Here is a 24,259-nt window from a genome sequence, read left to right as displayed (position 1 = left end):
CGGGGGCGGGGTCTCCTCGGGGACGGCTGACAAACGAGCGGATGACGGTCCCGGGAAAACGCATGCCTGAGGGGCCGGACAACCCCGTCCGGACCATATTCTGGACGGGTGACCACGATGGTTCTGGACGGTGGGCTCTCCACCCAGCTCAGTGCGCTCGGCGCCGACCTCGGCGACGAGCTCTGGACGGCGCGCCTGCTCCTCGACGACCCCGGCCTGATCCGCCAGGCGCACGCCGCCTACTTCGCGGCCGGCGCCGACGTGGCCACGACCGCCAGCTACCAGGCGTCCGTCCCCGGCTTCGTGCGCCGGGGCCTCGACCGCGGCCAGGCCGAGCGCCTGATCCGCGCCTCGGTGGAGGTGGCCGCGCAGGCCCGCGACGAGGCGGGCCACGGGCTCGTCGCCGCCTCGATCGGCCCCTACGGCGCCTACCTCGCCAACGGCGCCGAATACACCGGCGACTACGGCATCGACGAAGACGCCCTGCTGGCCTGGCACCGCCCCCGCTGGGAGATCCTCGCCTCCTCGGAGGCCGACATGCTCGCCTGCGAGACCATCCCGTCGTTCGCGGAGGCGCGGGCGCTGGCCAGGCTGCTGGCCGAGACGCCGTCGGTCAAGGTGTGGGTGAGCTTCTCCTGCCGCGACGCCGCCCACATCAGCGACGGCACCCCGATCACCGAGGCCGCGGCCCTGTTCGCCGGCAACCCGCAGGTGGTGGCCGTCGGCGCCAACTGCACCGCCCCGCGGCACATCCCCGGCCTCATCGCCGCGCTCCGCGGCGGCCTGCCCATCGTGGTCTACCCGAACTCCGGCGAGACCTGGGACGCCGCCGAACGCCGCTGGCGCGGCCTGGCCGACCCGATCGAGTACGGTCAGGCGGCCAAGGAGTGGCAGGCGGCGGGGGCCTCGCTGATCGGCGGCTGCTGCCGTACGACTCCAGAGCACATCCGGCAGATCGTCGTCCACCTGCCCTGACAGGCGGGAGCCGGGTCACTCGCCCTTGGCCGCGGCCCTGGCCGCGCGCTCCATCTCGACCCTGGCGCTGGCGGCGTACTTGTCAACGTACTCCTGCCCCGACAGCTCCATCAGGGCGTACATGATCTCGTCCGTCACCGCGCGGAGCACCAGCCGGTCGTCCTCCATGCCGTAGTAGCGGGAGAAGTCGAGCGGCTTGCCGAACCGCACCTCGGGCCGGATGCCGAACTTCGGCAGCGGGCGGCCCGGCGGCATCATCTCGAAGGTGTTGACCATGGCCCACGGGATGACCGGGGCCCGCGACTCCAGCGCCAGCCTGGCCACGCCGGTCTTGCCCTTGTAGAGGCGGCCGTCGGGCGAGCGGGTGCCCTCGGGGTAGATCCCGAGCAGGTGGCCCTCGCGCAGCACGCGAAGACCGGTGCGGAGCGCGGCCTCGCTGGCCTTGCCGCCGGAGCGGTCGATCGGGACGGTGCCGACCCCGCTGAAGAACATGCGGGTGAAGAAGCCTTTGATGCCGCGCCCGGTGAAGTAGTCGGACTTGCCCAGGCTGATGACCTTGCGGCGGAGGTGGAGCGGGCCGAAGAAGTGGTCGGCGAAGGAGAGGTGGTTGCCGGCGAGGATCGCGGGCCCTTCCTTGGGCACGTTGTCGACGCCTTCGGCCCACGGCCGGAAGACGATGTGGAGGATCGGCCCCAAGATGGCCTTGACCACCCAGTAGAACACCCGGCCACCTCTTCCTCACGCGACGGTCGGCAACGCGTAGTCATCTTCCCATCCCTCGGTGGATGCTCCTACACCAGCTCTCGCACAAATGCCCTGGATCGTGCGACGATCGGGCAGTTCCGGGATGAAAAAGCATGGAGGAGCTGTTATGCCGCTCATGCCAGGCGCCGAGCCCTATCACCACCGAGCAGGTCCGATCGGCGTGCTGCTGTGCCACGGCTTCACCGGCACGCCGCAGTCGCTGCGCCCGTGGGCCGAGTATCTGGCCGCGCGCGGGCTCACCGTGTCGCTGCCGCGGCAGCCCGGTCACGGCACCACCTGGCAGGAGATGAACCGCACCCGCTGGGAGGACTGGTACGCCGAGGTGGAGAAGGCGTTCGAGGACCTCCAGGGTCGCTGCGCCGAGGTGTTCACCGCGGGGCTGTCGCTGGGCGGCTGCCTGGCGCTGCGGCTGGCCGAGATGCACGGCGACGGCGTGCGCGGCGTGGTGGTGGTCAACCCGTCGATCACCAACGACGTGTGGCTGATGAAGCTGGCGCCGCTGCTCAAGTGGTTCGTCCCGTCGGTGCCCGGCGTGGCCAACGACGTGAAGAAGCCGGGGGTCACCGAGCTGGGCTACAGCCGCACGCCGGTGAAGGCGGCGGCGTCGCTGCCCGAGCTCTGGTCGCTGGTGCAGGCCGACCTGGACAAGCTGACGCAGCCGGTGCTCGTCTACCACAGCACCGACGACCATGTGGTGAAACCCGCCTCCGTGGCCATCATCCGTGAGAAGGTCCCGCAGGCCACGATCGAGGAGCTGGCCGATAGTTACCATGTTGCGACGCTGGACAACGATGCCGACAGGATCTTTGCCGGGAGCCTCGACTTCATCCGAACCCATGCCTCGGTACCCTTGCAGAGGGACTGATCGCACCCAGGGGGAAGTCGCGATCGCTGTGGAGAGGCCCATCTAGGTGACGCCCCAGAGTGACGAGGACGAGGTCTGGCGGCAGATCGTCGCGTCCTTCAACGACACCGCCGAGCGCGACTCGGCCGATCAGCCCTGGCCGGACAGCGAGAACGTCCCGGTCGAGCCCGGGCGGCGGGTGGTCAGGCCGCCGGAGGAGTTCGCCGAGGACGACGAGCACGGCGCCGACGACGACGATGACGAGAAGCCCCACGAGGACGACGACCACTACGTGCCGCCGCCTCCTCCCCCGCTGCCGAAGCTCGACCTGCCGGCCAAGCTCGCCTGGGTGGCGCTGTTCGGCGGCCCGGCCTACCTCCTGATCGCCGCGATCGCCGACTGGCACATGGAGGGCTGGGCGCTGTTCACCGCGGTGGCGGCGTTCATCGGCGGGTTCGTGGCGCTGGTGGTGCGCATGGGCGACGGCCCCAGCGGCGACTCCGGGTGGGACGACGGCGCCCGTCTCTAGGACTTCTTCGGATCGCGCGGCCCGAAGGACTCCACCACGTCGGTGTAGCGCTCCTGGGCGTCGACGGCGTGGCCGACCGCCCACACCGCCTGGCTGCCCGCCAGGTAGGTGACGGCCTGCAGGCGGACGCTGCTCCTGCCGTCGGCCGCCTTGCCCCGCACGACGTCGCAGGAACGCCTGCCGCAGCGCAGCATGTAGGCCTCGGCGGCGTGGCCGGGGTCGTAGCCGGAGATCCAGTAGTGGCCCTTGCCGTCGCCGGTCACCCCGTAGAGCCGGGCCGCGCCGGTCGGGACGGGCAGGCGCCGCCACTGCTTGCCGTTCCACGTGAGCGCGAGCGGCTCGACCTCGCCGGGGCCGTGGTATACGCCGCCGACGGCGAGCGCCCGCTTGGCGCTGTCGGTGTGCACGTCGCGCAGGTAGCCGCCGGCGATGGCCGGCGTCTTCACCCGCTTCCACGAGCTGCCGGACCGCTTCATGATCAACGGTCCGGTGCCGGTGTCGCCGACGGCGAAGTCACCGTCGACGGCGTAGAGAGCGCCCTTCTCGCCGGTCTCGCGGACGAGCCAGTCGCCGTCTTCGCGGGTGACGACGAGCGCGTGCTTGCCGCGGCTGCCGACGCCCACGACCCGGTCGGCGCCCGCCTCGACGCCGCCGAGCCAGTCGCCGCTGCGCAGCCCCTGGGGCCTGATCCGGTCGAAGCCGCCGACGTTGCCGTGGGCGATGTAGGGCACCCCGTCGTGGCCGTCGCCGACCGCCCACACCTCGCCCGCCTTGGCCGCCGAGACCGACCGCAGGTTGCCGGCGCCGGTGGCGTCGCGGATGCCGATCTCGCTCCACCGCTCGCCGTTCCAGTGGCGGATGGTGCCGCGGTTCTTCCACACGTCCCAGATCTGCTGCTGGCCGACGGCCCACACGTCGCCGGGCGACAGCGCGAGCACGTCGGAGAGCGACCCATCGACCGGCAGCTGCACGCTCGTGGTCCGCTGCCACGCGTCGTTGGCGGCGGGGCGTGGACGTGGATCGGCATGCGCGGCGGTCGGGAGGCCGGGTACGGCCAGGACGGCCGCCAGGATCATGGTGAGCGCACGCCGCCGAGAGCGACGGGTCATGAGGGAAATGCTACGGGTTGCGCGACGCCGATCACCCTTCACTCTCCAAGTCGGACCTCGGCGACGACGGGCAGATGGTCGGTGGCACCGGCCAGATCGGCGCCGGAGGCGTCCACGCCGCCGCAGGACACCACCCGGATCCCGGGCGCGGCGAACAGCCCGTCGATGCGGTGCAGGGGCCGCCTGGAGCTGAAGGTCAGCCCGTCGCCCCGGGGCGCGGCGGCGTAGCAGTCGGTCAGTTGCCCTGCGAGGTAGCGCCAGGCGGGCTGGTGCGGGCTCTCGTTCACGTCCCCGCCCAGCACGACGGGCGCGCCGTACGGTGCCGCCATCCGGCGCAGGCGGGCCACCGCCTCGGCGGCGTGGTGGAGCCTGGCCCGGCCGTCGAGGTCGAGGTGGACCGAGCCGACGGCCAGGAGCGCCGGGCCCGCCCGCACGACGGCCATGGCCAGCCCGCGCGGCTCCAGGCCGAGGAAGACCCGCAGCAGGCGGCTCTCCGCGTGCACCAGCCGCACCCAGGGGGCGGCCAGCACCGCCACCCCGGCCACGCCCTGGCCCGCCACCAGGCGCAGCCCGCAACGGGCCGCCAGCGCGCGGCAGCGGGCCCGCCAGCCGGCCAGCCGGGGAGCCTCCTGCAGGCAGACCAGGTCGGCGCCCATCGCGCTGATCACGCGGACCAGCGCGGGCACGTCGTCCCGCAGCCCGCGCAGGTTGTACGTGCCGATCCTGAGGGTGGTCAACCGGCTCAGCGCCGGCGGGCCAGGTCGGCCGCGCCCACCAGGCCGGCGGAGGGACCGAGCTCGGCCAGCCGCACCTCGGCCACCGGCCGGTGGCCCCTGCCGGTCAGCCGTTCCTCGAAGGCCTTCCTGGCGCGGTCGACGAACAGGTCGGCCGCCCTGGACACGCCGCCGCCGAGGATGAAGCAGCCGGGGTCGAGCACGGCGGCCAGATCGGCCATGCCCTGGCCGAGCCCGTCGGCGAGGACGGCGAAGGCGGACAGCGAGGCGTCGTCGCCCCGGCGCGCCGCCTCGGTCACCTCCTCGCCGTCGATCTTGCCGCCGGCCAGCCCGAGCAGGATCTCGGCCCGTTCGGGGTGCGCGGCGGCGATCTCCCTGGCCTCGACGACCAGCGCGTTGCCGCTCGCGTACTGCTCCCAGCAGCCGTGCAGGCCGCAGCCGCACAGCCGCCCGCCGGGCACCATCTGCGTGTGGCCCAGCTCGGCGCCCATCCCCCAGCGGCCGCGGTAGAGGGCGCCGTCGAGGACGATGCCGCCGCCGATGCCGGTGCCGATGGTCAGGCAGACGATGTGCGACTGGCCGCGCCCCGCGCCGTACCTGAACTCTCCCCAGGCCATGGCGTTGGCGTCGTTCTCCACCACGACGGGCAGCCCGACCAGGCCGCTGATCCGCTTCTGCAGCGGCTCCTCCCGCCAGGCCAGGTTGGGCGCGAAGCGCACGACCGAGCGGGACTCGTCGACGAACCCGGCCGCGCCGATGCCCACCGCCTCGATCTCCCGCCCGGCGCCCAGCTCGCGGACGCAGGCGGCGACGGTCTCGGCGACCAGATCGGGGTGTTCGGCGTCGGTGGGCCTGAGGGTCTGCTCGACGATCACGCCGTCGTCGTCCACCACGCCCGCTGCCACCTTGGTGCCGCCGATGTCCACACCGATCGTGAGCATGACGCATCCCCTCAGCTAGTCCAGGTCTATGTGTTCCACATTGTCGCGGTCGTCGCGCCCCCTGTCGTCCCGCTGACGCGGCTCGGGGCGGCTGCCGAGCACGTCGAGCGCGCCGCGGAAGGCCGCGAACAGCTCGCCGCCGGCGGCCACGAGGTGGGTGGCGACGTCGGCGGTGCCCTCGGGGGCGCGGCCGACGCCCGACTCGCGCTGCGCGGCGATGGCCCGGCAGACCGGGCAGGCGCGGCAGATGTACTCGTCGTCGGGCTCGGCGACGGCCTCGCTCCACACGTCCTTCTCGGATCGACCGCCGCCACCGGTGAACGAGTGGAAGACGGACTTCCCGACATGCCGGGTGGCGCGGCCCTGCAAGCTGTCGAAGAGCTTGCGCGCCTCCTCGGCGACGGCGCCGATGGGATCTCTGTCGTTCTCTGTGTTGCGAGTGTTCTCGGTCATGGGACCCTCCCGGTCGGTACGGCGTCCGCCCTCTTCGCTCACGTGCCGTCCCGGCCGTGCGCTTCGTCGGTTTCCGCCTCCGAGGTGAACCGTACCCGGAGCAGGCCGTCGCGGAGCACGGCCCCACTGATCTTCCTTCGCGCCAGCGCCATGGGCAAGGCCAGGATGCGCCGGTACGGGCCCGCGGTGATGATCAGTTCGTCGCCCTTGCGCGCCAGGTCGACCTCGCCCCGTTCGGCCCCGGGCAGGGCCAGGGTGAGCTCGTCGGCCGACAGCCGCAGCGGGGGCTCCACCGAGGGCGGCGCGAACGGGTCGCACTCGCCGTACAGCGCCTCGCCGACGGCCGCGAGCGCGTGCCGGCCGACGGGCTCGGCGGGCAGGTAGGGCACGGTGTGCACGGGCAGCGGCGCGAACGACTCCTCGGCCTCGGCCAGCAGCCGCGACTGGGCGGCCACCCAGCGGGCGCGCCACTCGTCGGCGTCCTCGCCGGGGAAGATCCGGTTGGCGATGACCGCGTCGACGCGGTACCCGTACAGGTTGAGCGAGGTGAGGGTGCGCCTGGCCTCGGCGAGCACCACCGCCTCCGGCGTGAGCACGAGGCGCACCGAGGCGTGGTCGCCGGTGAGCAGCTCGCGCACCTCCAGCAGCCCGCGGTGGAAGCGCTCGCCGGCGCTCATCACCTCCTCGCCCGGCGTGCTGACCCTGGCCACGCCGCGCACCAGCGGGGCGGCCAGCCGCATGAGCCTGCGGCCGACCGGCAGCAGCCGGTTGACGTGCCAGTCGAGCGCCTCGGGCAGGGCGAGCAGGCGCAGCGTCTCGGCGGTGGGCGCGCAGTCGACGACGATGACGTCCCAGCGGCCCTCGCGGGCGTGCTCGCGCAGCTCCAGCAGGGCGATGATCTCCTCGGCGCCGGGCAGGACGGTGATCTCCTCGGAGGTGATCTCGTCGAGGCCCAGCTCGACGAGCACGCCGCGGGCGTACTCCCGCAGCTCTCCCCAGTGGCGTTCGAGCGTGCGCTGGGTGTCGACCTGGTGCAGGTGGAGGCCCGGGGCGATCTCGCCGGGCTCGGCGGCGAGCGCGTCGGCCAGGGAGTGGGCGGTGTCGGTGGAGACGATGAGCGTCTTGAGCCCGCGCCGGGCCGCGAGGGTGGCGGTGGCGGCCGCGGCGGTGGTCTTGCCGACGCCGCCCTTGCCGGTGAAGAGCAGAACGCGCGGAGTCACCTCAACGACCTTCGACACGCTTCTTGAGACCCTTGAGCGCCGTGTCGACGATCACCTTCTCCGCCTTCCGCTTGATCATGCCGATCATGGGGACGGCGAGGCCGACGGCGAGCTCGTACGTCACCTCGACACCCCTGCCCGTGTCAGCCAGGAGGTAACGCCCGTCGAGCTCGGAGACCATCTTGCCGGGCTCGGACACGTGCCAGGTGACGCTCTCGTCGCCGTTCCAGGTGTAGGCGAGGGTGTAGGTGTCGCTGATCACGCCGGCGTCGAGCACGAACCGCACGGTCTCCGGCCTGCCGTCGGGGCCGCTGCTGAGGACCTCGGCGCTCTTGACCTGACCTGCCCATTCGGGGTACGAGGGAAGGTCCGCGATGACCGCCATCACGCGGGCGCGGTCGGCGTCGACGGTGATACTCGAACTGGTGCGATCAGCCATGGGACCAAAGTAGTGCAGAAACCCGCCTCAGCGGCGGAGCGGCCCGGGTCACCACTCGAGGACGTACGGCACGCCCCTGCCCCTGAAGTGGCCGACGTTGACGCACTCGGTGCGGCCGATGCGGGTGCGGCGGTGGAGCGGCTGGTGGACGTGCCCGAACAGGGCGTAACGGGGCTGGGTGCGCCTGATCAGCTCCAGCGTGGCCTCGCTGCCCCGCTCGAAGCGCCGGGCCACCACGTCGTAGAGCAGTTCGGGCACGGCGGGCGGGATGTGGCAGCACAGCACGTCCACCTCTCCGACCGCCTCCACCTTGGCGGCGAACTCCTCGTCGCTGATCTCGTTGGGGGTGCGGTAGTCGGTCTTGAGCCCGCCGCCGACGAAGCCGAAGCGCAGCCCGCCGATCTCCACCGTCTCCCCGTCGAGCACCCGGTGGCCGGGCCTGAGGTAGTCGCCGCCCAGGCGGGGCACGTCCACGTTGCCGTAGGTCAGGTAGGCCGGCGCGGGCATGGCGGTGAACAGCTCGGCGTACTGGGCGCGCACGTGGCGCTCGATGTGGTCGCGGGGGTCGCCGTCGAGGCTCGCCCACAGCTTGGCCGACATCGCCCTGGCCTCGTCGAAGCGCTTGGCGGTGCGCAGGGCGATGAACTCCCCGGCCCGTTCGGCGCCGAACAAATCGGCGAAGATGCCCTGGCCGTGGTCGTCGTAGTCGATGAACAGGATGAGATCACCGAGACAGATCAGCGCGTCGGCGCCGTCTCCCGCGGTCGCCAGTGCGTCGGCCCTGCCGTGTACGTCACTGACCACATGGACCCTCATGCGGGAAATCCTACGAGTTACGCCTGCTAGCGTGATGATTCGTTCCACATAACGCCTGGATGACGAAACCTACCGCTAGGTAACATATCGCGGTAACGTCCGGGTCGACCCGAAGCGTGCACCCGGAGGAGTTGATCCGTGCGCGAGTACAGCGTCCCCGTACTGGTGGATGTCCCCGCCTCTGCCTCGCTGGCCGACACCGTGTTCCAACGGGGCCGGGACGAGCCCGACCGGGTGATCATGGCACGCAAGACCGGCGACGGCTGGCCCGAGGTCACCGCGGGAGAGTTCCGCGACCAGGTGGCCGCGCTGGCCAAGGGGCTCACCGCGGCGGGCGTCGGGCACGGCGACCGGGTGGCGCTGATGTCGCGCACCCGCTACGAGTGGACGCTCGTCGACTACGCGCTCTGGACGATCGGCGCGGTCACCGTGCCGATCTACGAGACCTCCTCGGCCGAACAGGTCAGGTGGATCATCTCCGACAGCGGGGCCAAGGCCGCCTTCACCGAGCTCGACACGCACGAGCGCACGGTGCGCGAGGCGGCGCCCGGGCTGAAGGACGTCTGGCGGGTGGAGGCCGCGCTGGACGGCTCGCTCGCCCCCGGCGATGTGGACGACGCCGCCCTGGAGGAGCTCAGGTCCCGGGTGAGCGGGTCCGACCTGGCGACGATCGTCTACACCTCCGGCACCACGGGCAGGCCCAAGGGCTGCCTCATCACCCACGACAACCTGCTGTTCACCGCGCTGAACGTGCTGCGCGGGCCGCTGCGGCCGCTGTTCACCGGCGCTCCCGCCGCGCTGCTGTTCCTGCCGCTGGCACACATCTTCGCGCGGATGATCCAGGTCGTGCTGCTGGAGGCGGGCGCGATCATGGCGCACACCCCCAACATGAAGAACGTCGCGCCCGACCTCCAGGAGTTCCGGCCGACGTTCCTGCTGGGCGTGCCGCGCGTGTTCGAGAAGGTCTACAACGCCGCCGAGCAGAAGGCCATCGCGGGCGGCAAGGGCAAGATCTTCGCCCGCGCCGTCGACGTGGCGGTCGCCTGGAGCAAGGCCCGCGCCGGCGGTGGCGCCGGGCTCGGGCTGCGGCTCCAGCACGCCGTGTTCGACAAGCTGGTGTACGCCAAGCTCCGCGAGGCCACGGGCGGCCGGCTGTCGGCGGCGGTGTCGGGCGGGTCGGCGCTGGGCGACCGGCTGGGCCACTTCTTCCGCGGCGTCGGCATCGAGGTGTTCGAGGGCTACGGCCTGACCGAGACGTCCGCCCCGTGCTCGGTCAACCTGCCGGGCGGCAACAAGATCGGCACCGTGGGGCGGCCGCTGCCCGGCGTCACCCTGCGCGTCGCCGACGACGGCGAGATCCTGGCCAGGGGACGCAACGTCTTCACCGGCTACTGGAACGACGACCGGGCCACAGGCGAGGTCCTCGACGCCGAGGGCTGGTTCCACACCGGCGACGTGGGCGAGCTGGACGACGACGGCTACCTGCGCATCACCGGGCGCAAGAAGGAGATCCTGGTGACGGCCGCGGGCAAGAACGTCGCCCCCGGCCCGCTGGAGGACGCGCTGCGCGCGCACCCGCTCGTCTCCCAGGCGATGGTGATCGGCGACGGGCGGCCGTTCGTCAGCGCGCTCGTCACCCTCGATCCCGAGGCGCTGGAGCCGTACGCCCCGGCCACGGCCGCGGAGCTGCGCACCGACCCGCGCGTGCTGGCCGAGGTGCAGGGCGCGGTCGACCGGGCCAACAGCATGGTGTCCAAGGCCGAGCAGATCAAGAAGTTCACCGTGCTGGCCGCGGACATCACCGAGGAGAGCGGTCACCTGACCCCGACGCTCAAGGTCAAGCGGGGTGTCGTGATGCGCGACTTCGAGGCCGACATCGAGGCGCTGTACGCCACGAAGGGCTGATCAAGCCCCACAAACGCCACTCCCGCAACTCACGATCACCCGGAAGGCCGCCAGGACGCCCTGGCGGCCTTTTGGCATATGTCCGTTGACAGTTTGAAAAGTTGGCTTTTCGATGAAGGGTGATCGAACTCGGGGGAATCTGAGGGTCCGGCCAAGGAGGAACCACCATGGACCACCGTCCGCCGATCTCCCGCCGCAATCTGCTGCTCGGCACGGCCGCCGCCTTCGGCGTGCCCGCCGTGCTGGCAGGATGCGGCGGCTCCGAACAGCCGAGCCCCGGCAGCACCTCCGGCAACCTCGGCGCAGTCACCCTGGGATCCAACGCCTCCGACGAGGTGCCGAAGAAGTCGCTCGCCACCGTGATCGAGAAGTTCACCCAGGCGAGCGTGCGGATCAACACCGTCGACCACAACACCTTCCAGGAGAACATCAACCGCTACCTCAGGGGCACGCCCGACGACGTGTTCACCTGGTTCGCCGGCTACCGGATGCAGTTCTTCGCCGAGCAGGGCCTGGCCACCGACATCTCGGACGTGTGGCAGGAGATCGGCGGCGACTACACGCAGGCGTTCAAGGACGCCTCCACCGGCGTCGATGGCAAGCAGTACTTCATCCCGTTCACCTACTACCCGTGGGCGGTCTTCTACCGCAAGAGCGTGTGGGAGGAGAAGGGCTACGAGCCGCCCAAGACGCTCGACGAGCTGACCGCGCTGGCCAAGAAGATGCAGGGCGACGACCTCGTCCCGATCGCGTTCGCCGACAAGGACGGCTGGCCCGCCATGGGCACGTTCGACATCATCAACATGCGGATGAACGGCTACGACTTCCACATCTCGCTCATGGCGGGCAAGGAGTCGTGGACGGACCCGCGGGTCAAGCAGGTGTTCGACACCTGGCGCGGGCTGATGGAGTATCACCAGCCGGCGTCGCTGGGCCGCACCTGGCAGGAGGCCGCGCAGTCGCTGGTGCAGAAGAAGAGCGGCATGTACCTGCTCGGCATGTTCGTGGCCCAGCAGTTCCCCGAGGAGGACCTGGCCGACCTGGACTTCTTCACCTTCCCGGAGATCAACCCCACCTACGGCACCGACTCCATCGACGCCCCCATCGACGGCTACATGGTCTCCGCCAAGGCCAAGAACGTCGACGGGGCCAAGGCGCTCGTCAAGCACCTCGCCCAGGCGTCGTCGCAGGACATCGCCACCGAGCTGGACCCCGGCACCCTCGCGGCCAGCTCCAAGGCCGACACCAGCGGCTACAGCGCGCTGCAGAAGCGCGGCGCCGAACTGGTGTCGCAGGCCTCGCACATCGCCCAGTTCCTCGACCGTGACACGCGGCCGGACTTCGCCTCCACGGTGATGATCCCGTCGCTGCAGTCGTTCGTCGACAAGCCCGCCGAGATCGACTCCTTACTCACGAGCATCGAACAGCAGAAGGCCAACATCTTCCGCTGATGACCGTCAAGACCCGTCGCTACTCCGCCCGTGACGTGACCGTGCTGGTCATCGGGGTGGGGGTGGCCGTCATCGTCAACGTGGGCCTCATCTGGGGGCCCACGCTGGCCTCCGTCGCCCTGTCCGCCACCGACTGGAACGGCTTCGGGCCGATCGAGTGGATCGGCGGGCGGAACTACTCCGACCTGGCCGGCGAGTATCCGCCGTTCTGGTCGGCCGTCCGCAACAACATCCTCTGGCTGGTCTTCCTCGGGCTGGTCGCGACCCCGTTCGGGCTGTTCTGCGCGGTGCTGCTGGACCGGCGGCTGCGCGGCTCGCGCTTCTACCAGAGCGCCCTGTACATGCCGGTCGTGCTGTCGCTGGCGGTGGTCGGGTTCATCGCCCAGCTCGTCTACTCGCACGACTACGGCGTGCTGAACGCCGTCACCGGGCTGTCGGCCGACTGGCTCGGCGACCGGTCGATCAACATCTGGGTGGTCATGGTGGCGGCGGCCTGGCGGCACGTCGGCTACGTCATGATCATCTATCTGGCCGGGCTGAAGGCGGTGGACCCGGCGCTCAAGGAGGCCGCCGCCATCGACGGGGCCAACGAGAGGCAGGCGTTCTTCCGGGTGGTGTTCCCGACGCTGCGGCCGGTCAACGTGATCGTGCTGGTGATCACGGTGATCGAGGCGCTGCGCGCGTTCGACATCGTCTACGCCATCAACAAGGGCAGGAACGGGCTCGAACTGCTGTCGGTGCTGGTCACCGAGAACATCGTGGGCGAGGCCAGCCGGATCGGGTTCGGCTCGGCCATCGCGGTGATCCTGCTGGTGATCTCGCTCGGGTTCATCGTCACCTACCTGTCGCAGCTGTTCAGGGAGGAACGATGACGCTGACCGCGCCCGTCGGCACCAGCCCGGAACGCGAGGCGGCGCCGCCGCCCCGGCGCGGGGCCCGGCCGCTGCGCTGGCTGCTGCACGCCTTCCTGGCGGTGGTGGCCCTCGGCTGGCTGATGCCGCTCCTGCTGGCCGTGTACGCGTCGCTGCGCCCGTACGACGAGACCGCCCGCCTGGGCTACTTCTCGCTGCCCGAGCAGCTCACGCTCGACTACTACGGGCAGGCGTGGAGCCAGGCCGAGCTGCCCCGCTACTACCTGAACACGCTGATCATCGTGATCCCGGCGCTGGTGCTGACGCTGTTCCTGGCCTCGTTCGTGGCGTTCGCCATCGCGCGGGCGCGCATCCCCGGCCGCAAGACGCTGCTCATCGTGTTCACCGCGGGCAACCTGCTGCCGCCACAGGTCCTCATCACCCCGCTGTACTCGCTCTACACGCTGATCCCGCTGCCCGCGTGGCTGTCGGACTCGCAGTCCCTGTACGACTCGTACCTGGGGCTGATCCTGATCCACGTGGCGTTCCAGTTCGGGTTCTGCGTGTTCGTCATCGCGAACTTCATGCGCACGATCCCCGAGGAGATCTCCGAGGCGGCGCTGGTCGACGGGGCGAGCCTGTGGCGCCGCTACTGGACGCTGACGCTGCCGCTGTGCAGGCCCGTGCTGGCGGCGCTGGGCACGCTGCAGTTCACCTGGATGTACAACGACTTCCTGTGGGCGCTGGTGCTCATGGTGTCGGGCGACAAGCTGCCCGTCACCTCGGCGCTGAACAACCTGCGCGGCCAGTTCTTCACCGACTACAACCTGCTGGCCGCCGGATCGGTGCTGGTGGCGCTGCCGACGCTGATCGTGTTCCAGCTGCTGCACAAGCATTTCGTGGCCGGGCTGACGCTCGGCTCGACGAAGGGATGAATCAGAGCAGGGCGTGGAAGCGGGCGGCGACCCGGTCCCAGGACCACTCGCCGACGACCCAGTCGCGGCCGGTCTCGCCCATCTTCCGCGCCTGCTCGGGACGGGTCAGCAGCTCGACGACGGCGCGGGCCGCGGGGGCCGGGTCCGCGCCGTCGACGACCAGGCCGGTCTCGCCGTCGCGTACGGCCTCGGGCGCGCCGCCCGAGCGGCCGGCCACGACCGGCAGGCCGGTCGCGGCCGCCTCCAGGAACACGATGCCGAGCCCCTCCACGTCGATCCCGCCCCATCGGGTACGGCACGGCATGGCGAAGACGTCGGCGGCGGCGTAGTAGCCGGGCAGGTCGGCGGCCGGGACGGTGCCGGTGAAGACGATCGACGGGTGCCCGCCGGCCAGCTTCTCCAGCGCGCGCCGGTGCGGCCCGCCGCCGACCAGGAGCAGCACGGCGTCCGGCACCGCGCCGAGCACCTCCGGCCAGGCCCTGATGAGCCGGTCCTGGCCCTTGCGCGGCACCAGCCTGGACACGCACGCCACCACCGGCCTGCCCGCCAGCCCCAGCTCCGCCTTGGCCGCCCCCGGGTGGAACAGGCCGGTGTCGACGCCGGGCGCGAGCCGTACCAGCTTGTCCTGCGGGATGGCCCGGGCCAGCCGCGCGCGCGTGTACTCGCCCAGGTAGGTGACCACGTCGGCGTGCGCGCCGATGCGGCGCAGCACCGCGCGGAAACCTGGCGCGCTCGCCCACGACGCCTCGTGGCCGTGGGTGAGCATCACCACGCGCCGCGCGCCCGCCGCGCGCAGGCGCGGCGCGAGCAGGCCGAGCGGCGCCGCCGCGCCGAACACGACGGTGTCCGCGCCGTGCCCGGCCACCAGCTCGGCCGCCGTACGGGCGACGGACGGGACGGGCAGCATGAGCCGCCCGGGGTGACGGACGACGGGGTACGGCTGACGGCGGTCGAACTCGGCGCACCCGCGCCAGGCGGGGGCGTAGACGACCGCGCCCGGGGTGCGCTGGGCCAGGCCGTGCACGAACGACTGGATGCCGCCCGGGCGGGGCGGGAAGTCGTTGGTGACGAAGACGACTCGGGTCACGGGCCGGGGACGCCGTTCAGCTTCGCCCAGGAGCGGGCCATCGCGATCCGTTCCGGTGCCGTGGGATGGGAGGCATAGAGCACATATTCCACTGCATCGGGCGACAAGTCGGAAATATTGGCTGTTGCCAGGCGTTTTTGCATCGCGGCGAACGTGACCGGATCCCGCGTCAGGTTCAGGGCGTGGGCGTCGGCCCTAGCCTCGATGTGGCGGCTGACGAAGTTCTGCGCGGGGCCGGACAGGAACGTCGCCAGCGTCATCAACCCCAGGATCGCGCCCGCCGCGCGCCAGTCGGCGATCGACGTGACCCCGGCGCGCCGGCGTACCGGCCCGAAGACCAGGAACAGCAGGATCGCGCCGAGCGCCGCGCCCAGCGCGCCGACGAGCGTGCCGTAGAGCACGTCGTTCTCCCCCGCGTGGCCCAGCTCGTGCGCCACCACCAGCTCGACCTCGGGCTGCGGGGCCTTGAGCAGGTTGTCGTAGACCACGATGCGGCGGGTGGCGCCGAACCCGGACACGTAGGCGTTCAGCGCGGTGGTGCGGCGGGAGGCGTCGGCCACCAGCACGTCCTCCACCGGCACCCCGTCGCGCTCGGCCATCGCCAGCAGGTTCGTCCGCAGCGGGCCTTCGGGCATGGACCTGAAGTCGTTGAACACCGGCTCGAACACCACCGGGTAGACGAAGGAGGCCGCCACGGTGAGCGCGAACGCCCCCGCCGCGGCGGGGATCCACCAGCGCCTGAACCGCCGGGCCAGCGCCACCACCGCCACGACCATCACGCCCAGCAGAGCCGTGTTGATGGCGATGCTCTTGAGCCGGTCGCCCGTCCAGGACGCCCAGTCCTGCGTGGAGAGGCCGTAGTCGCGCAGCACGGTCTCGAACCAGACGCCGAGCGGCCAGCGCAGCGCCTCCTCGACGACCGTGAGCACGAGCACCCCCAGCAGGACCCGCACCCACCACGGCCCGCGCAGCACCCCGAGGATTCTGGCGCCCAGCGGGGTGGCGACGAGCAGGCCCGCGAACACCAGCGTCAGGCCGAGCGACAGGTAGCCGGGCATGCCGGTGGCCGCGTCGAACGCCTGCGCGCGGGCGATCTGCCCGGCGGTGAAGTCCGCGGCCGGGTCGGCGGCCACCTCCGGCGCCCCCGGCAGCGCCTGCCACGGCGTCGTCAGCCCCACCACCACGAGGATCCCGACCCCCAGCACGACCCCGGCCACCCCAGCCTGCCGCCGCCCCCTCCGGCCAGCCCCACCGTCCTTGGGCTCCGGCCCGCCGTCCGTTGGGGGCGTCTGTCCGTCATCCGGGCGCGGACCGTTCTCGTGGGCGGATTCGCCGCCGGATCGGGTCCCGGCCTGCTCGCCCGCGGCGGCGTTCCTGTCGTGGCCGTCGTCCACTTCGCGTCCTCTCACCCCAGCTGGTCCCGCACGTACGCGCGCCACCCCCGGGTCAGGCCGCCGAGCGTGAGCCCCCGCGCGGCGAGTGCCCGGTCGGTGCCGACACTCTGGGCATCACGGTAGAGCCTCACCAGAGTCCCCTCGCCCGCGCTCTCGGCCAGGAACCGACACGCCAGCCACGCCTCCTGGTACGCCCGCGCCAGCGCGTCCCCCCGGGAGCCGAAGTCACCGGCCCCGGGCAGCTCGTCCGGCAGCCGCCCCGCCCGCACCTCGGCCGCCAGTTCGGCCGCCGCCACGGTGACCGCCAGCCCCGCGTCCCGATAGGCCACGTAGTCGGCGAATCCCTCGTACAGCCAGCCGGGCAGCCCGTCGGTGCCAGCGGCGACGTGCGTGAGCTCATGGGCGAGCACCACGTCCCTGCCGGTCGGGTTGAGCCGCGCGAAACCCTCGGGCACCACGATCACCCGCCGCCCGTCGGCCACCGCCGCCAGCCCGCGCACGTCGGCGACGCCGGCCAGCCGCGCGGCCTGCTCTCCTGACGCGGGCACCAGCACCAGCGGGCGCACGGGCCGGCCCAGCACGCCCGACACCCGTCGCCCCGCCGCGTCGGCCCGCCGCGCCAGATCGGCCAGCAGCCCGGGATCGGCCCGCTGCCCGGCGACCAGCGCCCGCTCGCCGCGCGCGACGCCCAGCTCGCCCCGCCACAGCTCCCGCACCCCGGCCAGCTCGTCGGGCACCCCGGCGGACCACGACTCCGGCGCCGCCCCGCCGGCCGCGGCCACGGCGAGGACCAGCCCCGTCACCACCGCTCGACGGCCCACGATCCCGGACATGCTGTCCGATGCTAGCGGCGGGACGCCCGTCCCACGCATCACGAAGGCCCCGCCCCCAGTCAGGGGCGGGGCCTTCGCGATCGGTCACAGACCGGGGCGTACCGCGCCGGCGAACGACGACTTGCGCCATCCGTTCAGCTTCTCGACGCGCACCGTCTTGCCCGAGCTCGGCGAGTGCACCATCTTGCCCTTGCCGATGTACATGCCCACGTGGCCGAGCCCGCGGAAGAACATCAGGTCACCCGGCTTCAGGTTCTTGTAGGAGACCTTCTTCCTGATGCCCGCGAACTGGCTGTTCGTCACGCGCGGGATCTTGACCCCGGCCTTCCGCCAGGCGAACTGGACGAGACCTGAGCAGTCGAAGGCGTGCGGCCCGGTGGCCCCGTAGCGGTACGGGTCACCGATCTGCTTCTTGGCCACCGCGACGGCCTTGTGGGCCTTCACCTTCTGGCGGGCCGCCTTCGCCTGCTTCTTGGACAGGACCTTCTTCGAAGTCGCCTTCTTGGAAGCAGTGGTCTTGACGGCCTCGACCGTCGTCACCGAAGCTCCGGCCGGGGCGATCACCGTGTCCGCCTGCGCCGCCGGGACGTGGAGGGCCAGCCCTCCGGCCGTCACGGTCATGCTGAGCGCCACGCCACTGACGGCAAGGCGAGACAGACGGGGGTTCTTAGGGGAGGTAGACAGGATTGCTCCTTGAGTCTTCCACGAACGCCTACCGGGTTAGCTGACGGATTCGGGCCTGGAAGTCGCCCTACGGCGCGTCGCCGCGCCGATTCACCCCTGATCCCGCCCTGAAATGACGGGATCTATGGTTCCCCGGCTCCGTGCCTCCTGGCTGCACGGATTCGGCAGGCCACCACCCGGGTGAAGGTTCCCGGAGATGCGGCGGTGACCGGCGGATTCTTGTTCGTCCACGTCGCGGCGCCGGCGGCGCGGCGGCGATGGCCGGCGGCGGGCATGGAGTGTCCGCCGCGACGCCAGAACCTACGCCTGAAGTCATGGGCTGGCAAAGGCACGGTAAGCACATGACGATCTGACAAGCCCGCTGTCAGACCCGCGGATCCCTGCTGGCAAGCCAGTCCCGTTACCCAGATGTGACCATACTCACACTTGCCGCCCTGACGATGTGTCAGAGCCCTTCTGTCACATCAGTCACAGACGTTTCAGCGGCTCACGGGCGTACCGCGCCGACGAGCCGGCGCCCGTACGCGGAGAGCGGGACGACCTTGACCACGTCACCGGTCTGCGGCGCGTGCACGATCTTGCCGTTTCCCGCATAGATGCTCACGTGGCCCAGCCCCTCGCTGAAGATGAGGTCACCGGGCTCCAGGGCGTCCAGCGACACCCTCCGGCTCGCGCCCCAGGCCCACTGCTGCCACGTCGTACGCGGCAGGGAGACGCCGGCCGCGCGCCACGAGGCCTGCGTCAGGCCGGAGCAGTCCCAGCCGCCGGGGCCGGTGCCGCCGAACTGGTAGGGCTTGCCGATCTGCGCGTACGCGAAGTTGAGCACCGCCGCCGCGCTCCCCGAGGCGGGGCCGGTGTACTTGACGCCGGTGCTGTTCGGGTCGCCGACGCGGTAGGCCCCGAGGCGGTTGAGCAGCTTCTTCTGCTGGGCGATCAGCTTCTCGATCTCGGAGCGCTCCTTCTTGACCTTGTCGCGCTCCTCGTCGGCCTCGCCCAGAGCCTCCTGGGCCTTGTCACGCTCGGTCTTGAGCCCGCGGTTCTCCCGGTCGAAGGCGGCCAGCCTGCCGGCGCGGTCGGCGGTCAGCCGCTCCGTCAGCGCCATCTGGTAGAGCAGGTCACCCGGGTTCTCGGCGGTCACCATGGTCGGCATCGAGGTCAGGTCGCGGCCCATCTTGTAGCCGTCGACGGCCATCGTGACGACCTGCTGGCGCAGCTCGGCGACGGTGGCGAGCTTGCGCTTGTAGCCGGCGTTGAGCTTGTCGTAGCGCTTCTTGGCGGCCTTGTAGTTCTCCGTCGCCGTGTTGTAGCGATCGACGACCTTGTCGGCCTTGTCGTTGAGCTTCTCGAGCTTGGCCTTGGCCTGACTGATCGTCGGTTGCGGGTCGGCGGCCACTCCTCCCGTGGGGAGAGTGATCAGCCCGATCACGAGACCCGCGGCCAGTGGCGCCCGGCCCAACCTCACAGCTCGCCTCCCAGGGGGAATACATCTGGGGCGAAATAGTACAGAAGTGGAAGGTGAGGTCTCACCCAAACACTGATTTGTAATCTAGGCGCGGCCGAGCCTGCGCAGCAGCAAAGCAGACGAAACGGGTCTGGCTCCCATGCGCCGGACGGATTCGGCCACCTCGCGGTCGGAGGAGACCACGGCCATGGCGCGGCCCGGCGGCTCGGCGCGTACGAGCTGGCGGATCAGGTCGTCGGCGATCTCCCCCGGCGCGCTGAACAGCACCCGCACCCCGCGCGGCGCGACGACCTGCACCGGCGCGTTCAGCTCCGCGCCGTCGAACACCACGGTCACCTCGACCCTGGTCTGCGCGACCAGGCCGCCGAGCCCGGTCATCAGCCGGTTGCGCTGGTCGGCCAGCGTGAGAGTGCCGTAACCGGTCTTGGTCACGTTGTAGCCGTCTATGATCAGATGGACCTGCGGCAGGGCGAGGAGCTGGTCGAGCAGCTGCGGGTCGTCGTCGGCCAGTGCGCGGGCCGGCACCCCCCGCACGCCCGGCGTCTCCCCGGCGACGGCGGCCACCGAGTCGGCGGGCCTGGAGATGGTGGTGGGCAGCGCCAGCTCCCTGCGCAGCCCGGCGGAGGCGTCCTGCAGCGCGTCGAGCAGCACCCGTATGCGGGCGTCCTCGATGCTGCGCCCCTCGCGGGCGGCCCTGCGCGAGGCTTCGAGCTGTTTCTCCACGTCGGCCAGGCGCTCGCGCAGCCGGCGCAGCTCGGTCTCACCGGCGCTGCCGGCGGCCGTGGCCGCGGCCCTGGCGTCCTGGGCGGTCTGTTCCATCGCCTCGGCCCGCTGCACGGCCGCCTTCGCCCGCTCCCGGGCGTCGTGGAGCTTGCGGCGCAGGTCGGAGTTCTCCCCCCGGGCGGCCTTGAGCTGCTCGCGCAGCCGGTCGACCTCCTCCTTGGCCGCCGACTTCTGCGCGGCGAGCTGCTCGCGCAGCCGGGACACGACCTCCTCGCGCTCCGCGCCCTCGGCGGCGGCGGCGTTCCTCTCCAGGTCGGTCCTGGCGGCCTCGATCATCTCCTCCCACCCCGGCGGGCGGGTGAGGTAGGCGGCCGCGGCGACGAGCACGGGATCGGCGGCCGGCGGGACGTTGCCCTCGGCCAGCGACGAGACGAGCTCCGGCCACCCGGCGGTCACGTGCTCCGCGACGGCCACGCGGAAGTCCTTGTCGTTCTCCAGCTGGGCGGCGATGGGCGCGCCACCCAGGCGGGCACGCTTGCGCGGATCGAACTTGGCGATGCCGCGCAGCGGCGGCGGGACGGCGGCGGCGGGCATCGAGCCGAGAACCTGGGCGGCCAGGTCGACGACGTTGAGTCGCACCTGCTCGGGAAGCGGGCGAGACAGGCCTTCACCCGCTGAGCTCATCCCACTGTCCCTTCATGACATGCTCTTTCAGACAAGGGTACGGCTGCCGGGTACCTGTCCGTAACGGGCATCCTTTTCCGGGTAAGCGCTCGGTCCCGCGGCCGTTTCCACCCCCTGCCCCAGCGCCGACCTGCGAGGCGTCTCCTCGGGAACTCGGGCGCGTCCTCTCGCGCCGTCCGGACGAGGCGAGCGGTTCCGACGGTGCGTGTGTGGCCCGTACCTGCGTGGAGTCACTCCCGTACGGGACCGGCCCGCAAGGGAAAGGCCGGGCAAAACCTGGAACTCCAGGACGTGCGTCAGAGACTGGCGTCGTAGACCAGCAGGGCCACCTGCACCCTGTTGTTCAGTTCGAGCTTCGTCAGGATGCGCGAGACGTGCGCCTTGACCGTGGGGACGCTCATGAACAGCTCGCGCCCGATCTCCGCGTTGGACCTGCCCCGCCCCACGGCCAGCGCCACCTCCCGCTCGCGCTCACTGAGCCGGCCGATCAGGGCCCTGGCCCGGTCCGCGCGGCCACCGGCGCCGCCGTTGGAGACGTGGGCGATGAGCTGCCGGGTCACGGCGGGCGACAGGATCGGCTCCCCCGCCGCCACCTTCCTGATGGCGGCCACCAGCTCGACGGGCGGGATGTCCTTGAGCAGGAACCCGGCCGCGCCCGCGCGCAACGCCCGCAGCACCTGCGCGTCGGCGTGGAACGTGGTCAGCACGAGGACCTCGGGCGGCGACTGGGCGGCGCGCAGCGCCTCGGTCGCGGTCAGCCCGTCGACGTCCGGCATCCGGATGTCCATCAGCACCACGTCCGGCCGGTGCCGGGCGACCATCGCCGGCACCTCGGCGCCGTCGCCCGCCTCACCGACGATCGCGATGTCGCCGGCGCCGCCGAGGATCATCGACAGCCCTGCCCGGACGAGCGCGTCGTCGTCGACGATCAGCACCCTGACCGGCCGCGCCCCTGGCGTCGTCATCCGTCCTGCCACCAGCCCTTCACCAGCGCCTCCCCGCCCCTCGCCGTCATGTCCGCGCCGGCCAGGGTAGCCAGGCGCGGACCACGTACTCACCCTCAGGGGTCGGGCCGTGCTCCAGCCGCCCGCCCGCCAGCGCGGCGCGCTCCGTCAGGCCGATGAGCCCGGCCCCGGCGCCGGGGATCTGGACGCCGGGGATGCGGGGGCCGTGGCGCGCGGGCAGCCAGTTGCGCACCTCGGCCGACACCCCCTCACCCGGCCCACCGGTGACGGTCACGGTGACCGGTGCGCCCGCCGCGTGTTTGCGCGCGTTGGTGAGCGCCTCCTGGACGATGCGGTAGAGGTTGCGCCCCGGCTTCTCCGGCACCTCGCCGGCCTTGAGTCGCAGGCTCACGTCCATGCCCGCCTGCTCGCACTCCGCCACCAGCGCGGGCAGGTCGGCGAGCGTGGGCTGGGGCCGGTCGGGAACCTCCGCGTCCGCATCGTGGTGACGCAGCACGCCGATCACCTCACGCAGGTCCTGCAGCGCGAGGTGGGCGCTGGCCCTGATGGCCCCGGCGGCCCTGGCGACCTCGTCGGGAGGCGCGCCGGGCCGGAACTCCAGCGCGCCCGCGTGCAGGCTGAGCATGGACAGCCGGTGCGCGAGCACGTCGTGCATCTCCCTGGCGATCCGCTCCCGCTCCAGCCGCTTGGCCTCCTCGGCGGCTCCGTCGGCCCGCTGCCTGAGCGACCAGATGAGCTGGCGCCTGGCCCGGACGACGATGCCCCAGGCGAAGGTGGTCAGCACGATCGCGAGGGCGAGGATCGCGTACGTCGGCCCGCCGAGATCCACGTCCGGGCGGAGGAAGTAGAACGGCACGATCACGAGCAGCCCGAGCCCGGCGATCGTGCCGGAGATCTTGAACGGCCGGTGCACCGCCACCGTGAACAGCGCCACCACGGACGCCCCGCCGACCATCTCGAAGTAGCCCGAGGCCACGGTGGTGACGAGCGCGAGGCCGACCGGCCAGCGGCGGCGCAGCCACACCGACAGGCAGGAGATCACGCCCACCACCTGTTCCGCGGCCACCAGCGGCGTCGGCCCGTCGATCTCCAGCGCGGTCATCAGAGTGAGCCCGCAGGCCAGCAGGAACATGGCGATGTCGACGATCCAGTCACGGGTGGAGCGCCGCACCGGCCCGCCCCCGCCGCCGTCGCCGAGCAGCACGGACGGGAGCACCCATCGGTACTCCTGGTGCGGCTCGCTCGTCGGGGTCACGTCTCACGAGGTTAGGCGCTACCGATGGCGATCGAACAGCGACCAAAGTCGATGGCGCGCGAGCCCTCGGGCCGACGCGCGGGTCCGCGGGGCTCGGCCACCCTTGACGGCCATGGACGTGGTTGTCGATGCGCGCGAGACCGCGCTGCGCCCGCCCCGCGACCAGGCGGATCCCCGGGCGGTGTCCTGGTGGACGGTGCAGTGGCTGCTGTTCATGCTGCCGATCGGCGGGAGCGCGGTCGCGGCGTTCTGGTTCCTGACCGACCGGCCGTTGTGGCTGGGCGTGGCGGCGACGGCCTCCGCGGTGGGATGCCTGGCGGTGGCTCTGGTGGCACCGCACGCGTACTACCGGGTCCAGCGCTGGGAGGTCACCGGCGAGGCGGTCTACACGCGCAGGGGCTGGCTGACCCACACCTGGCGGGTGGCGCCGATGTCGCGCGTCCAGACGGTCGACACCGCGCGGGGGCCGGTGCAGCGGCTGTTCGGGCTGGCGGACGTCACGGTGACCACGGCCTCGGCGGCGGGCGCCGTCAGGATCGAGGGCCTCGACGAGGCCGTGGCCGCCTCGTTGGCCGCCCGCCTGACAGCCGTCACCCAGTCCACCCCGGGCGACGCCACATGACTCCCGGGCCCGCGCGCACGGAGGGATGTGACATGGGCGAGACCGTCGTGCCCGAGCCGGAGGAGGAGTGGCAGGAGTGGCAGGAGCTGCCTCGCGGCAACCTGCGGGCGGCCGCTGTCAAGTCCCTGGCCGTCGCGGTGCCCGCGGTGACGGTGCCGGCGCGCGTGCTGGCAGGGCTGGACTGGCCACCGGGCGCGGTCGTCGCGGCCTGCGCCGGGGACCTGGTGGGCGGGGCCGTTCTGGCCGGTGCTCGGGGCGGCGGTGGTGGCCGCGGCGCCGGTCGCGCTCTGGCTGGCGGCCGACGCCTACCGGGCGCGGCTCGCGGCGAGGTTCTGGAGCTGGCGGCGCGTGCGGCCCCCGGCCTGCTGGAACCGTTCCTGATCCGGCGCCCGGGGCCACGGTCACAAGATCACAAGTAGGTCACGGCTCAGGGGGTGGGACGGAGACGGCGGTGAGCCGCGCGGCTCCCCCACTCCTGCCCGCCCAGGCCCCTGTGCTGGGCGGCTCTGCTCGCGCGGCTCACGTGTCGCCTGCCGGCACCACGGTATGCGGCGTGCTTGCAGCGGACTTGCGAGGTCGTTGA

At 71.9% G+C, this 24,259-nt stretch carries 25 protein-coding genes and 1 riboswitch; of the genes, 9 read left to right on the top strand and 16 right to left on the bottom strand.

Annotated elements, in window-relative coordinates:
• The first annotated feature begins 117 nt into the window (after nucleotides 1-117).
• Complete coding sequence (gene mmuM, locus AB0K05_RS05850) at nucleotides 118-975, top strand: homocysteine S-methyltransferase (protein ID WP_271275370.1); 858 nt, start codon at nucleotides 118-120, stop codon at nucleotides 973-975.
• Between the two features lie 15 nt (nucleotides 976-990).
• On the opposite strand, the gene AB0K05_RS05845 is transcribed toward mmuM, so the two are convergent.
• Nucleotides 991-1,698: a lysophospholipid acyltransferase family protein gene (locus tag AB0K05_RS05845; protein WP_148032777.1), complete on the bottom strand. Its 708-nt coding sequence runs from the start codon at nucleotides 1,696-1,698 to the stop codon at nucleotides 991-993.
• Nucleotides 1,699-1,846: 148 nt separating this feature from the next.
• Between AB0K05_RS05845 and AB0K05_RS05840 the strand changes: the two genes are divergently transcribed.
• Entirely contained in the window at nucleotides 1,847-2,605 is a 759-nt protein-coding gene (locus AB0K05_RS05840) for an alpha/beta fold hydrolase (RefSeq protein WP_148032778.1), read from the top strand.
• 46 nt (nucleotides 2,606-2,651) lie between these two features.
• On the top strand, nucleotides 2,652-3,113 hold the full coding sequence (locus tag AB0K05_RS05835) for a hypothetical protein (RefSeq protein WP_148032779.1): 462 nt from the start codon (nucleotides 2,652-2,654) through the stop codon (nucleotides 3,111-3,113).
• On the opposite strand, the gene AB0K05_RS05830 is transcribed toward AB0K05_RS05835, so the two are convergent.
• The 7 genes from AB0K05_RS05830 to AB0K05_RS05800 are packed head-to-tail and all read right to left on the bottom strand — an operon-like array spanning nucleotide 3,110 to nucleotide 8,825.
• Nucleotides 3,110-4,222, bottom strand: coding sequence for a hypothetical protein (locus AB0K05_RS05830; protein ID WP_261808681.1), 1,113 nt, complete (start codon nucleotides 4,220-4,222; stop codon nucleotides 3,110-3,112). The genes AB0K05_RS05835 and AB0K05_RS05830 overlap by 4 nt on opposite strands.
• 38 nt (nucleotides 4,223-4,260) lie before the next feature.
• Nucleotides 4,261-4,959 carry an endonuclease/exonuclease/phosphatase family protein gene (locus tag AB0K05_RS05825; protein ID WP_271275365.1) on the bottom strand — a complete coding sequence of 233 codons (699 nt, stop codon included), beginning with the start codon at nucleotides 4,957-4,959 and terminating at the stop codon, nucleotides 4,261-4,263.
• A 5-nt stretch (nucleotides 4,960-4,964) separates the two neighbouring features.
• A complete protein-coding gene (locus tag AB0K05_RS05820) occupies nucleotides 4,965-5,897 on the bottom strand; it encodes an ROK family glucokinase (protein WP_364227030.1) in 933 nt (310 codons plus the stop codon).
• A 15-nt stretch (nucleotides 5,898-5,912) separates the two neighbouring features.
• Nucleotides 5,913-6,350 carry a hypothetical protein gene (locus AB0K05_RS05815; protein ID WP_364227027.1) on the bottom strand — a complete coding sequence of 146 codons (438 nt, stop codon included), beginning with the start codon at nucleotides 6,348-6,350 and terminating at the stop codon, nucleotides 5,913-5,915.
• 38 nt (nucleotides 6,351-6,388) lie between these two features.
• Entirely contained in the window at nucleotides 6,389-7,570 is a 1,182-nt protein-coding gene (locus AB0K05_RS05810; protein ID WP_148032783.1) for an ArsA family ATPase, read from the bottom strand.
• Between the two features lies 1 nt (nucleotide 7,571).
• Nucleotides 7,572-8,009, bottom strand: a complete 438-nt coding sequence (locus AB0K05_RS05805) for an SRPBCC family protein (protein ID WP_271275366.1) — start codon at nucleotides 8,007-8,009, stop codon at nucleotides 7,572-7,574.
• A 48-nt stretch (nucleotides 8,010-8,057) separates the two neighbouring features.
• The gene (locus AB0K05_RS05800; RefSeq protein WP_271275367.1) at nucleotides 8,058-8,825 is read right to left on the bottom strand and encodes a metallophosphoesterase; all 768 of its coding nucleotides are present in this window, start codon (nucleotides 8,823-8,825) and stop codon (nucleotides 8,058-8,060) included.
• A gap of 138 nt (nucleotides 8,826-8,963) precedes the next feature.
• Between AB0K05_RS05800 and AB0K05_RS05795 the strand changes: the two genes are divergently transcribed.
• From AB0K05_RS05795 to AB0K05_RS05780, 4 genes are all read left to right on the top strand, one after another.
• Complete coding sequence (locus tag AB0K05_RS05795) at nucleotides 8,964-10,730, top strand: AMP-dependent synthetase/ligase (protein ID WP_364227022.1); 1,767 nt, start codon at nucleotides 8,964-8,966, stop codon at nucleotides 10,728-10,730.
• Between the two features lie 167 nt (nucleotides 10,731-10,897).
• On the top strand, nucleotides 10,898-12,181 hold the full coding sequence (locus AB0K05_RS05790; RefSeq protein ID WP_364227019.1) for an ABC transporter substrate-binding protein: 1,284 nt from the start codon (nucleotides 10,898-10,900) through the stop codon (nucleotides 12,179-12,181).
• Nucleotides 12,181-13,053, top strand: coding sequence for a sugar ABC transporter permease (locus tag AB0K05_RS05785; protein WP_219544658.1), 873 nt, complete (start codon nucleotides 12,181-12,183; stop codon nucleotides 13,051-13,053). Before AB0K05_RS05790 ends, AB0K05_RS05785 begins: the two co-directional genes overlap by 1 nt.
• A complete protein-coding gene (locus AB0K05_RS05780) occupies nucleotides 13,050-13,967 on the top strand; it encodes a carbohydrate ABC transporter permease (RefSeq protein ID WP_148032789.1) in 918 nt (305 codons plus the stop codon). The genes AB0K05_RS05785 and AB0K05_RS05780 overlap by 4 nt, the downstream gene beginning before the upstream one ends.
• A 1-nt stretch (nucleotide 13,968) precedes the next feature.
• On the opposite strand, the gene AB0K05_RS05775 is transcribed toward AB0K05_RS05780, so the two are convergent.
• From AB0K05_RS05775 to AB0K05_RS05740, 8 genes are all read right to left on the bottom strand, one after another.
• Nucleotides 13,969-15,054: a glycosyltransferase family 4 protein gene (locus AB0K05_RS05775; protein WP_364227014.1), complete on the bottom strand. Its 1,086-nt coding sequence runs from the start codon at nucleotides 15,052-15,054 to the stop codon at nucleotides 13,969-13,971.
• The gene (locus AB0K05_RS05770) at nucleotides 15,051-16,463 is read right to left on the bottom strand and encodes a M48 family metallopeptidase (RefSeq protein WP_364227011.1); all 1,413 of its coding nucleotides are present in this window, start codon (nucleotides 16,461-16,463) and stop codon (nucleotides 15,051-15,053) included. Before AB0K05_RS05770 ends, AB0K05_RS05775 begins: the two co-directional genes overlap by 4 nt.
• Nucleotides 16,460-17,281, bottom strand: a complete 822-nt coding sequence (locus AB0K05_RS05765; RefSeq protein WP_364227008.1) for a hypothetical protein — start codon at nucleotides 17,279-17,281, stop codon at nucleotides 16,460-16,462. Before AB0K05_RS05765 ends, AB0K05_RS05770 begins: the two co-directional genes overlap by 4 nt.
• Nucleotides 17,282-17,365: 84 nt before the next feature.
• The gene (locus AB0K05_RS05760; RefSeq protein WP_261808682.1) at nucleotides 17,366-17,914 is read right to left on the bottom strand and encodes a C40 family peptidase; all 549 of its coding nucleotides are present in this window, start codon (nucleotides 17,912-17,914) and stop codon (nucleotides 17,366-17,368) included.
• A gap of 61 nt (nucleotides 17,915-17,975) precedes the next feature.
• Nucleotides 17,976-18,142, bottom strand: a riboswitch (cyclic di-AMP (ydaO/yuaA leader).
• A gap of 310 nt (nucleotides 18,143-18,452) precedes the next feature.
• A complete protein-coding gene (locus AB0K05_RS05755; RefSeq protein ID WP_364227005.1) occupies nucleotides 18,453-19,427 on the bottom strand; it encodes an NlpC/P60 family protein in 975 nt (324 codons plus the stop codon).
• An 84-nt stretch (nucleotides 19,428-19,511) separates the two neighbouring features.
• Nucleotides 19,512-20,834 carry an NYN domain-containing protein gene (locus tag AB0K05_RS05750; RefSeq protein ID WP_148032793.1) on the bottom strand — a complete coding sequence of 441 codons (1,323 nt, stop codon included), beginning with the start codon at nucleotides 20,832-20,834 and terminating at the stop codon, nucleotides 19,512-19,514.
• A 296-nt stretch (nucleotides 20,835-21,130) separates the two neighbouring features.
• Entirely contained in the window at nucleotides 21,131-21,799 is a 669-nt protein-coding gene (locus AB0K05_RS05745; protein WP_364227001.1) for a response regulator transcription factor, read from the bottom strand.
• A gap of 46 nt (nucleotides 21,800-21,845) precedes the next feature.
• On the bottom strand, nucleotides 21,846-23,054 hold the full coding sequence (locus AB0K05_RS05740; RefSeq protein WP_364226998.1) for a histidine kinase: 1,209 nt from the start codon (nucleotides 23,052-23,054) through the stop codon (nucleotides 21,846-21,848).
• A 112-nt stretch (nucleotides 23,055-23,166) separates the two neighbouring features.
• Here AB0K05_RS05740 and AB0K05_RS05735 point away from each other — a divergent pair, with 112 nt between their 5' ends.
• The gene (locus AB0K05_RS05735; protein ID WP_271277919.1) at nucleotides 23,167-23,676 is read left to right on the top strand and encodes a PH domain-containing protein; all 510 of its coding nucleotides are present in this window, start codon (nucleotides 23,167-23,169) and stop codon (nucleotides 23,674-23,676) included.
• 32 nt (nucleotides 23,677-23,708) lie between these two features.
• Entirely contained in the window at nucleotides 23,709-24,095 is a 387-nt protein-coding gene (locus AB0K05_RS05730) for a hypothetical protein (RefSeq protein ID WP_271277920.1), read from the top strand.
• Nucleotides 24,096-24,259 lie beyond the last annotated feature (164 nt).

The organism is Nonomuraea sp. NPDC049486, from assembly GCF_040676925.1.
In the GTDB taxonomy this organism is placed as follows: domain Bacteria; phylum Actinomycetota; class Actinomycetes; order Streptosporangiales; family Streptosporangiaceae; genus Nonomuraea; species Nonomuraea ferruginea.
This window is presented reverse-complemented; position numbering and strand designations above follow the sequence as displayed.